This is a genomic window from Ectobacillus sp. (assembly GCF_056992975.1).
In genome coordinates, this window is the sequence record NZ_JBXKMX010000244.1 from 1 (window position 1) to 9,955 (window position 9,955).

12 protein-coding genes are annotated in these 9,955 nt (G+C 36.7%); 4 read left to right on the top strand and 8 right to left on the bottom strand.

Annotated features, from left to right (window positions below; translation table 11 throughout):
- Both AC11ZT_RS11210 and bcaP read left to right on the top strand, forming a co-directional pair.
- The coding region (locus AC11ZT_RS11210; protein WP_484059675.1) for an N-acetyltransferase family protein at nucleotides 1–389 on the top strand (389 nt) is incomplete at its 5' end.
- 242 nt (nucleotides 390–631) lie between these two features.
- Complete coding sequence (gene bcaP / locus AC11ZT_RS11215; RefSeq protein ID WP_484059676.1) at nucleotides 632–2,041, top strand: branched-chain amino acid transporter BcaP; 1,410 nt, start codon at nucleotides 632–634, stop codon at nucleotides 2,039–2,041.
- A gap of 60 nt (nucleotides 2,042–2,101) precedes the next feature.
- Here bcaP and AC11ZT_RS11220 read toward each other — a convergent pair whose 3' ends face one another.
- The 4 genes from AC11ZT_RS11220 to AC11ZT_RS11235 form a co-directional block, all read right to left on the bottom strand.
- The gene (locus AC11ZT_RS11220) at nucleotides 2,102–2,299 is read right to left on the bottom strand and encodes a hypothetical protein (RefSeq protein WP_484059677.1); all 198 of its coding nucleotides are present in this window, start codon (nucleotides 2,297–2,299) and stop codon (nucleotides 2,102–2,104) included.
- Nucleotides 2,300–2,323: 24 nt separating this feature from the next.
- Complete coding sequence (preA, locus tag AC11ZT_RS11225) at nucleotides 2,324–3,607, bottom strand: NAD-dependent dihydropyrimidine dehydrogenase subunit PreA (protein WP_484059678.1); 1,284 nt, start codon at nucleotides 3,605–3,607, stop codon at nucleotides 2,324–2,326.
- A gap of 17 nt (nucleotides 3,608–3,624) precedes the next feature.
- Nucleotides 3,625–4,965 (bottom strand): NAD(P)-dependent oxidoreductase, encoded by a 1,341-nt coding sequence (locus AC11ZT_RS11230; RefSeq protein WP_484059679.1) that lies wholly within the window; start codon nucleotides 4,963–4,965, stop codon nucleotides 3,625–3,627.
- Between the two features lie 206 nt (nucleotides 4,966–5,171).
- Nucleotides 5,172–5,852, bottom strand: a complete 681-nt coding sequence (locus tag AC11ZT_RS11235) for a serine/threonine protein kinase (RefSeq protein ID WP_484059680.1) — start codon at nucleotides 5,850–5,852, stop codon at nucleotides 5,172–5,174.
- Nucleotides 5,853–6,074: 222 nt separating this feature from the next.
- Between AC11ZT_RS11235 and AC11ZT_RS11240 the strand changes: the two genes are divergently transcribed.
- Together AC11ZT_RS11240 and AC11ZT_RS11245 are read left to right on the top strand one after the other, a co-directional pair.
- Nucleotides 6,075–6,617 (top strand): hemerythrin domain-containing protein, encoded by a 543-nt coding sequence (locus AC11ZT_RS11240; protein WP_484059681.1) that lies wholly within the window; start codon nucleotides 6,075–6,077, stop codon nucleotides 6,615–6,617.
- A gap of 139 nt (nucleotides 6,618–6,756) precedes the next feature.
- A complete protein-coding gene (locus tag AC11ZT_RS11245; protein ID WP_484059682.1) occupies nucleotides 6,757–7,512 on the top strand; it encodes a (S)-benzoin forming benzil reductase in 756 nt (251 codons plus the stop codon).
- A 242-nt stretch (nucleotides 7,513–7,754) separates the two neighbouring features.
- On the opposite strand, the gene AC11ZT_RS11250 is transcribed toward AC11ZT_RS11245, so the two are convergent.
- The 4 genes from AC11ZT_RS11250 to rarD form a co-directional block, all read right to left on the bottom strand.
- On the bottom strand, nucleotides 7,755–8,216 hold the full coding sequence (locus AC11ZT_RS11250; protein ID WP_484059683.1) for a DUF2231 domain-containing protein: 462 nt from the start codon (nucleotides 8,214–8,216) through the stop codon (nucleotides 7,755–7,757).
- Between the two features lie 269 nt (nucleotides 8,217–8,485).
- On the bottom strand, nucleotides 8,486–8,665 hold the full coding sequence (locus tag AC11ZT_RS11255; protein ID WP_484059684.1) for a YuzL family protein: 180 nt from the start codon (nucleotides 8,663–8,665) through the stop codon (nucleotides 8,486–8,488).
- 113 nt (nucleotides 8,666–8,778) lie between these two features.
- Nucleotides 8,779–9,204 carry a divergent PAP2 family protein gene (locus tag AC11ZT_RS11260; RefSeq protein WP_484059685.1) on the bottom strand — a complete coding sequence of 142 codons (426 nt, stop codon included), beginning with the start codon at nucleotides 9,202–9,204 and terminating at the stop codon, nucleotides 8,779–8,781.
- 74 nt (nucleotides 9,205–9,278) lie between these two features.
- Nucleotides 9,279–9,955, bottom strand: a 677-nt coding sequence (gene rarD / locus AC11ZT_RS11265) for an EamA family transporter RarD (protein ID WP_484059686.1), incomplete at its 5' end; no start/stop codon positions are given.

Genomic DNA, 9,955 nt, shown 5'->3' on the forward strand with positions numbered 1-9,955 from the left:
TCGAGAGCAAAGAAACTTGGTTTCAAGAACATGTTCCGAACTTTCGCCCACTATGGGTAATGGAGCACGAAGGTACTATTTGTGGCTGGCTCAGCTTTCAATCCTTCTATGGTCGTCCAGCATACAATGCCACAGCAGAGATAAGTATATACATCCATGCTGACTATCGTGGTCAAGGATTAGGAAAATTAGCGTTAGAAAGGGCAATATCCTCTTGTCCTGGGTTAGGACTACACAACTTGTTAGCATTTATTTTTGGTCATAATAAACCTAGTTTGCGCCTATTTCTGAAAAACGGCTTTGATAAATGGGGGCATTTCCCAAGCATTGCAGAATTAGATGGCATTGAACGTGACTTAATTATTCTAGGTAAACGAATAGAAGGTTAAGAAAAAAAGTGACAATAGTCACTTTTTTTACTTTTTATAGGATTATCTTACAAAATGAATTGATTTACCTCTATTGGCAGGATATACATAACATGTAATTTCATCTCACAAGTGGCGTAATATGAATCTATTTATGCAATTTTCTTACTTTTCTAACTTTACAAAAATTACGGAATCGTGTAGAATATAACCCATAAATCAACAAGTTTCGACAGATGTTGAGGATTGGGAGGAAAACTTACATGAGTTTATTTAGAAAGAAGTCAGTTGCAGAAATGCTCGCAATTGAGAATGCCAAACCATTGAAGAAAGATTTAGGAGCATTTGATTTAACGATGCTAGGAATTGGTGCCATTGTTGGTACTGGGATTTTCGTATTGACAGGTGTTGCAGCAGCAAAGCATGCTGGACCTGCTCTTATTTTATCTTTTATTTTATCTGGACTTGCATGTGCTTTTGCAGCCCTATGTTACGCCGAGTTTGCTTCTACCTTACCGATTTCAGGGAGTGCATATACGTATAGTTATGCGACATTTGGTGAACTTTTCGCTTGGATTCTTGGTTGGGACTTAATTCTTGAATATGGTCTTGCTTCCTCTGCGGTTGCATCTGGTTGGTCTGGCTATTTTCAAGGCTTGTTAGCTGGATTTGGAATTCATTTCCCTACCGCCATAACCAGTGCTTACGATCCTGCTAAGGGTACATTTATTGACGTTCCTGCCATTATTATTGTATTTATCCTTACAGCATTATTAACACGAGGAATTAGACAATCTGCTCGTATTAACAGCGTTATGGTATTAATTAAATTAGCAGTTGTTATTCTGTTTATCGCTGTCGGAGCTTGGTATGTAAAACCATCTAACTGGACTCCATTTATGCCATTTGGATTTTCTGGTGTTGCCACTGGTGCAGCAACCGTATTCTTTGCTTACATCGGATTCGACGCAGTATCTACTGCAGCTGAAGAAGTTCGTAATCCAAAACGCGACATGCCAATTGGTATTATTGCTTCCTTAGGAATTGCTACTGTATTATACATTATCGTTTCATTAATTTTGACTGGAATCGTACCATATACTGAATTAAATGTAAAAAATCCTGTTGCTTTCGCACTTAATTATATCCATCAAGACTGGATTGCTGGTTTCGTTTCCCTTGGAGCAATTATCGGTATTACGACTGTCTTACTTGTTATGCTTTATGGTCAATCTCGTTTATTCTATGCCATTAGCCGTGACGGTTTACTTCCAAAAATGTTCTCTCGCGTAAATCAAAAAACACAAACACCTGTTGTGAATTCATGGGTAATAGCAGTATTAGTTTCTATTTTCGCTGGTATTGTTCCATTGAACAAATTAGCTGAACTTACAAACATCGGTACATTGTTTGCATTTATTACTGTATCTATAGGTATTATGGTTCTTCGCAAAACACAACCAAATTTAAAACGTGGCTTTAAAGTACCATTCGTACCACTTATTCCGATTTTAGCAATTGTATTCTGTGCATACTTAATCATTCAATTGCCTCTAATGACATGGGAAGCATTTGGAGTATGGCTTGTATTAGGTTTAATCATTTTCTTTACCTACAGCAGAAAACATAGCACATTAAATAGTAAAGAAGAAAATTCAAAGAAAGTAGGCTAATCGCAAACTACTTTTCTATTAAGAAGAACTCAAAGTTGAGTTCTTCTTTTTTCTTTCTTGTTATGGCTTCATAAAAAGATAGGATACATATTTACGTGCATTTGCATTTGAGATGGTTAGTATTGTTTCCTCTTCATTTTTTTCAAAAACCACACTTGTTCCGTCTAATATATCTTGCATTTGTTTGATGCAAAAGCGTTGTTCAATTAGAAAATCAATTTTCTCTCTTTCCGCAATGAACTCCTTATAATCGCTCATATACCCTCCTGTCAATGTGACTTATTACTTTATATCAATTTCACACGCTGATCTTCCAACTATTGCTTGCTGTCGTTCATTCCAGGTCATAGGTGGTAATTCATTAGGAGCCTCAACCATCGAAATAGCACTGTCTACTGGGCATACAATCTTACAAAGATTACAACCAACGCAATCTTCCTCACGAACACGTAAATAACTAGTACCATCTTTACCTTGCACTCTATCAATACATTGATGAGAAGTATCTTCACATGCAATATAACATTTATTACAATTTATACAATTGTTCGTATCTATACGCGCTGTTACCTTATAATTAAGATCAAGATCCCCCCAATCGCTATATTTCGAAGTAGCTTTCCCTACTAAATCCATTACAGAATGAATCCCTTTGTCATCTAAATATTGGTTAAGACCATCAATCATATCTTCCACAATACGAAATCCATGATGCATAGCAGCCGTACAAACTTGAATGCCAGTAGCTCCCATTAATAAAAACTCAACTGCATCTTTCCAGCTTGAAATACCTCCAATACCAGAAATGGGAACTGTAATAAGTCTGTTTCGTGCACATTCTGCCACCATGCTGAGTGCAATCGGCTTAACAGCAGGCCCACAATAACCTCCATGCGTCCCTTTTCCGCCAACATGAGGAATAGTATTCCACGTATCTAAATCTACGCCCGCTAAGCTATTTATCGTATTTATCATACTAATAGCATCCGCCCCTCCTTGCACTGCGGCTTCTGCTGTAGCAGTGATATCTGTAATATTAGGGGTTAGTTTGACTATGACCGGAGTTGTTGCAACTTCTTTAACCCAATAGGTTTGTTTTTCAACTAAATCTGGTACTTGTCCTGAAGCAGCTCCCATCCCCCGTTCTGCCATTCCATGAGGACAGCCAAAATTAAGCTCTAATCCATCAACCCCGACATCTTCTACTCGCTTTACAATTTCATGCCATTTTTCTTGCTTAGGTTCTACCATTAACGATGCAATAATAGTATGTGTAGGAAATCGCTTCTTCGTTTCATAAATTTCCTGAAGATTCACAGAAAGCGGACGGTCAGTGATTAATTCAATGTTATTAAATCCAGCTACTCGTTGACCGTTAAAGCTAATGGCTGCAAAACGAGAAGAAGTATTTAAAATAGGCTCCCCCATCGTTTTCCATACGGCTCCTCCCCATCCTGCCTCAAAAGCACGTTGCACCTGATATCCAGAATTAGTAGGAGGTGCCGATGCTAGCCAAAAAGGATTCGGTGAAGTAATCCCTGCAAAGTTAATTTGTAAATTTGCCATCATGTGTTCCCCCTTTTTCAAGCCTTTTCTAGGTTCATTATTTTTTTATGAATAGCATAGGCCGTTTGTCTACCTTGCTGCGCTGCGGTGACAACCATGGCATCTCCATACCCTTTTCCAAAGATTACATCCCCGCATGCATACACATTTGGATGAGAAGTTTCTAATGTATCACCGTTCACCTTTACAACCCCATCCTGGTGAAGTAGATCAAATTCTTCTATTAAATCAACATATCTCTGCTGACCGACTGCCATGATTACCCCATCTGCAGGCAGTAAAAATTCTGATCCTTTAATCGGTTCTGATTTTCTTCTACCATCCTCACCAAATTCACTTAATTTCATCTTTATACATTCGACCCCAATTACTTTCCCTTCCTTATTCCCAACGATACGTTTTGGATCCGTTAACCACCTAAATTCTACTCCATCCTGCTTGGCAAACTCATACTCAAACGGATAGGCCGTCATTTCTTCCTTGGAACGACGGTACACAATTTTTACATTTTCAGCTCCGAGACGAACTGAGCATGTTGCTGCGTCAATGGCGGTATTCCCTGCTCCGATAACAAGCATTCGTTTCCCCTTATATTCTGTTGGCAATTCCTGTCCCTTCGTTTGTTGAACAAATTCGATTGCATCATGAACACCGTCTAACGTTTCACCTTCGATATGAAGTTTCTGCACTTGTCCCATACCAATAGCAAGAACGACTGCATCAAAGGAATCTACTAATTCTGTAGTTGAAATATCAGTTCCAACTCGCGTATTCGTTCGAATATCTACATCTAGACTTTTCACTTGATTGACTTCCCAGTATGAAATTGCTTTTGGTAAACGAAATGAAACAATTCCATAAGTATTAAGTCCTCCCGCCTCTTCCTTTGCTTCAAAGATTGTCACAGCATAACCCATGAGAGCGAGATCTCGTGCTGCTGATAATCCAGCCGGTCCACTTCCTACAATAGCAATTTTCTTGCCGTTTTGAATTCCCGCTTCAAACAATACTTGTTCATTTTGGATGGCCCAGTCTGTAGCATAACGTTGCAATGCCCCAATGGAAATTGGCTTTGTAGAATGATTAAGAACACATGCCCCTTCACATAATTCTTCTGTAGGACAGACACGTGAGCAACTTGCTCCCATTGGATTGGAGAGCATAATCGTCTTAGCGGAGCCTTTCATATTATCTGAGGTGATTTTTCTAATAAATGAAGGAATATCGATTGATGTTGGACAGGCTTGTATACACGGTGCATCATAACAGTACAAACATCGGCTTGCCTCTTGCAACGCTTCCTCCTTAGAAAGCCCAGCTTCTATTTCTTGAAAATTATTCAATGTACTTATTTCCATTACGAATACAGCCTCCTTTACCGAACTTTTCAACGTGAAGGTTTCCTAAACAAATGCAGACCCTATCTCAGGTATGCAGGTAATCATTATGAATAAATTTAATTTTCTGAATTTTGTAAATTTAATAATATTATACCTTTCATTTTTAAATCATGAAATTAGTTCGTTAAGTTATCTAACACATAATCTTTAAAAATAAAAAGCACTTACATATAAGTGCTTTTGTTTTCTGACTTTCCTCTCATTTTTTTCTTCCATTTTTTATATGCCCGATAGGAATGTCGTACGAAATCTAACACAAAATACGGGATTCGAATACGAAACTTTGAAAAAATCGGAATATAAATAGCATAATATGCTTTCACTAAATCTTGCCATTTTGTATCAATTCCCTGTTTATAGAAGTCTGATACGTCAATGACGTACCCATGACTATCCTTCATCATCACATTTTTCCCATGTACATCAAAGGGATTTAATCCACGTGCCCTTGCATAATCAAGAGCTTCGTTTACATCAAGGATAACACGCTCAGGTATATAGATTCCTTTATGAAACGCATCGTATAAAGTAATACCGTCCAGTTTTTTTAAAACCAAATATGTGTTTCCATATAAGATTAATTGAGAGTATGCAGGATGTTCTCCTAATCTTTCATACACCTTTACTTCCTTCTCGATACCTTCGTAGTCTCTTCCATATACTTTCACAACCCAATCTGGATCATTTTCATATTGGAAAACAGCTGCATAGTTTCCGGCCCCAATGCACGTCCAGTGACGAGGCAAACACTTTACCTGAATGGGTTCATAAGGATCCCTACTTACAATCACAACATCTCGTAACAATCGATCGATCAATTCCGTATAATATTCTCGTGTGTTCATGTTATCATCTCCGAGCTTTGCATCTTGTAAACATTACGTTTTTTCAGGATGTTTCCGCTTCTATTATAGAATATAAACAGTCCTCAGTGATACTAAAAAACGAAATACCTTCGTTTTGAGATACAAGAAAAAACCGTCACATAATTTACATATGTTGGGCATCCGCAGCCCTGAAAAAGAGAGAAAATAATAATGAGGATAAAAGAGTTAGGAGGAAGAAAAATGACAATAGTAACCAATCGTCATCAGCCTGCTCAATTCATAAACTTTATAGAAAAGTGGTTAGCGGAGCATCGACAGTTTATTGCTTTAAAAGAAGAATTACTTGAAGCGTCGAATCCCATTCTAACAGAACAGCAAACCTATGACCAAGCGTTGTATTCTTTATATGAAAAAGTCCAACAATTCTACGTACTCTTTACGCTGCATACAGAAGAGGAAGAACGAATTTTACTTCCTGCTTTAACGAATATTCTTGGTGAAGAAAAAGGTCTCACAACTATATTTACTTGTGAACATGAACAAATAGCATTTCACCTTAGGGCCTTTTTAAACTGTGCCAAACCGAGATCCACTAAAATACCACTCGCTGCTGCAAAAAGTCTCATTTTCCACATTATAGAACTAGATGAACGTCTATGTGAACATATTAAGAAAGAAGAAAGTATCGTCTATCCATTTGTCGCCTCAGAATTTCAAAATAAATCAATTTTCTATACAGATGAACATATGTATCAAAAGGATTCAAACGAATATCATGTTTGAATCTTTTTTTGTTCATGGCATATTCTACGTATCCTTCTTACCTTCGTTCCATTTCGACAAATAATCAGAAAAGACTGCGTTTTCACAATTTACTTATGTAGAATTTTCTGTTATGTTGGAAAAAAAGGAGGATTTTTAAGTGAGATATGCGATAGTTACAGGATCTTCACGTGGTCTCGGAGAAGCGATTGTTCGCAATCTCCTTGCAAAAGAAGTCATTGTTTTTTCAATTTCTAGAAGTAGAAATACGGATTTAGAAGAGTTAGCAAAGGAAGGCAGCACACTTTTTTATCCATTCAGTTTTGATCTTTCAAAACTTGGTGAAATGGAAGAATTAATGGATGAGGTTTTCTCTATAATAGATTTAGATAGTGCTAGTGCTATTTATCTCATTAATAATGCAGGGATTCTTGATCCAATTAAACCAATTGCAAAAGCGGAGCCAAACGAATTAATTGAAAATGTGAATGTGAATTTAGTAGCCCCTATGCTCATCACATCATCCTTTTTAAAGCGCTCAAGTTATGCTCCTTGTGATAAGCGAATTATCAATATTTCTTCTGGAGCAGGAAAAAATCCATACTTTGGCTGGGGTGCGTATTGTACAACTAAAGCAGGGATCGATATGTTTACACGATGCGTTGCACTTGAGCAGGAAGATATTGAATACCCTACTCGCATTATTTCATTTTCTCCAGGTGTCATTGATACTGCGATGCAATGCAAAATTCGTAATACAAATAAACAAGATTTCATACAACGGGATCGATTTCAAAACTTAAAAGAAGAAGGAAAGCTGCTTTCCCCTGAATACGTAGCAAATGCAGTGATTAACTTGCTAGAATCTGATTCATTTTTACATGGCGGTACGATACGAATTGATGAAAATTCGTAAAAAGGGGAAGGGAACCACAACTGAAAAAGGTATTACTCTCTTGTATGCTTAGAGAATGATACCTTTTTCTTTTTGAATAAAATTGTAGGTTTATGCCCTATATAAAACAAGCTAGCGTCCCCGCTAGCTTGTCTTACTTACATTCACCAATTTTATTACGTACTAAATATGTAAATTCCCCTTGTTTGATACACTAGTTTTCCTTCTAGAATGCATTGCGTACATCTACCTGTTATATTACATTACTTAGGTGGATTTACTAATGTGTTATTTACTTTTACACCAACACCGTCACTGTACACCATTTTCCCACCAAAATAACCGACAGAATACACAAGTACAAGAGAAGCAATGGAAACGACAAGATATGGTACTACTAATTTTTTAAATAACTCTTTACGTTGTGTAACACCAGTCCATATACGGTATGCTGTAAGTAATGTAACAAAGATTGCCGTTAAATCTGCTAGCTTAGAATGTAAAAAGATGTAGTTTGTATTCCCGTTTGCTGAATCTTCTGGACCTGTCCATACAGCAATCCAAGCACTAATGACTACAACAACCCACAAAGCTAATCCTTTACTAGGTTTAAATTCATCTTTCTTATACGCAATCCATAAGTCATATAGAACAGCAACAGTAATGAGAGCAATTGGAAAGTGAACAAGAATAGGATGAATATGAGATGTAACTTCCTGGAACATAATTAATAGCCTCCGTTTATTCTGATTAATATAACCTTTTAACAACTACCTTTAAAACTACGAAACCACCTAGTAGATTATGTACGCAAATTTAATTATACAGGATTATTCTTAAAATTATTTTAAAACATTGAAAGAAAGAATAACAGACTATTGTAGAAAATTAACTAAATATTATTAATTTATATACTTTTTACGAAATTGCCCTTCATGAATGCAAAAATCCATGAAGGACGATAAACAAGGAGAGAGAAAAATCACAGTGCATCCTATCTTCTTTGTTTATTCCTTGAAGAGTCTACTTCTTTAGAACCTGTCTCGGTATTTGTTGTTCCTTGTCCCTCCACATGAGCTGAACCTAATACCATACGTGAAGGATTCTTCTTCGTTTTTTTCATTTCTTTCACCTCCCTTTTTACATTTCCCGTTTTAAAAATTACTATTCCCATTATTCCCCCCTTGGTCAAACATATGGAATGGCTAAGTGCGTAGTCAAATGAACCCAATAACAAATAGAAAAGTGGAAAAGGAATATTCCCTTCTCCACTTTTCTTATGTAACTTTATCGATAATATAAAACAGCGACTATAATGCCTAAAATAGCCCCCACGATAACTTGGTACGGCGTATGTCCCACGAATTCATTTAATTGTTTGTAGTCCCTCATTTTCCCATGAAAAAAATCATTTAAGATTTTTGCTTGCTTACTAACAGCAAGGCGAACGCCAGATGCATCATACATAACAATAATTGCAAAAATAAGTGTAATAGCAAAAAACGAACTATTGATACCTTCTTTAATTGCGATGGCTGTAGCTAGTGCTGTTACAGTAGAGGAATGTGAACTTGGCATTCCGCCTGAAGAAAAAAACTTTGCAAGGTCAATTTCCTTTGTTTTTATTAAGGTTAATATGAACTTAGCGAATTGTGCTGCAAACCAAGCAATACTGGCACACATAAGCGGACCGTTAGCTAGAAGCATATTCATAATAAGCCTCCTATCACTTTAAAATATAGTTTATATAATAGTGTCTTAACAAATAATTAGCAAATGTTTATTCATCAAGATATCTTCACTGCATTATGTTTGTTCATCTTCGGTTCTATTTTCGTCATTATTTTTGTTTTCGCTATAGAAAATACGACGAGTGCAAGCCAAATAAATAGAAATGCTGTCAAATGTGCTACTGTAAAATGCTCATGGTAAAGAAATATCCCTAAACAAAGGGTAATTGTCGGTGAAATGTATTGTAGAAATCCAACCATGGAAAGCGGGATTCGCTTCGTTCCTTTTGCAAAATAGAGAAGCGGAACAGCAGTAGCGATCCCTCCACCTATTAAGAGCAAGGTTGTCGTTGTATTGTTTCCAAATGCCACATGTCCCGTATAGAATAGATATAAAGTATACATAAGTGCAAAAGGTGTAATAACAAGCGTTTCAAGCGTAAGGCCAATTAATGCATCAAAATTCGTTAGTTTCTTTACTAGTCCGTATAATCCAAAGCTACATGCTAAAGAAACAGCGATCCACGGAAATGAACCATATTCAAAGGTTAACACTCCAACCCCAAGTGCTGCCAATAAAACAGCAATAATTTGCCAAAAAGATAAGCGCTCCTTTAATACTACCATCCCTAATACTATACTTATTAATGGATTAATATAGTATCCTAAGCTAGCCTCAATTATATGATTGTGATTAACTGCCCAGATGTAAATATACCAATTGGTAGAAATCA

Excerpts from the sequence above, each read along its gene's own strand:
- AC11ZT_RS11230 (WP_484059679.1), bottom strand. The coding sequence starts at position 4,965 with ATGGAAATAAGTACATTGAATAATTTTCAAGAAATAGAAGCTGGGCTT.
- AC11ZT_RS11255 (WP_484059684.1), bottom strand. The coding sequence starts at position 8,665 with ATGGGAATAGTAATTTTTAAAACGGGAAATGTAAAAAGGGAGGTGAAA.
- AC11ZT_RS11220 (WP_484059677.1), bottom strand. The coding sequence starts at position 2,299 with ATGAGCGATTATAAGGAGTTCATTGCGGAAAGAGAGAAAATTGATTTT.
- AC11ZT_RS11240 (WP_484059681.1), top strand. The coding sequence starts at position 6,075 with ATGACAATAGTAACCAATCGTCATCAGCCTGCTCAATTCATAAACTTT.
- bcaP (WP_484059676.1), top strand. The coding sequence starts at position 632 with ATGAGTTTATTTAGAAAGAAGTCAGTTGCAGAAATGCTCGCAATTGAG.
- AC11ZT_RS11235 (WP_484059680.1), bottom strand. The coding sequence starts at position 5,852 with ATGAACACACGAGAATATTATACGGAATTGATCGATCGATTGTTACGA.
- AC11ZT_RS11250 (WP_484059683.1), bottom strand. The coding sequence starts at position 8,216 with ATGTTCCAGGAAGTTACATCTCATATTCATCCTATTCTTGTTCACTTT.
- preA (WP_484059678.1), bottom strand. The coding sequence starts at position 3,607 with ATGGCAAATTTACAAATTAACTTTGCAGGGATTACTTCACCGAATCCT.
- AC11ZT_RS11260 (WP_484059685.1), bottom strand. The coding sequence starts at position 9,204 with ATGAATATGCTTCTAGCTAACGGTCCGCTTATGTGTGCCAGTATTGCT.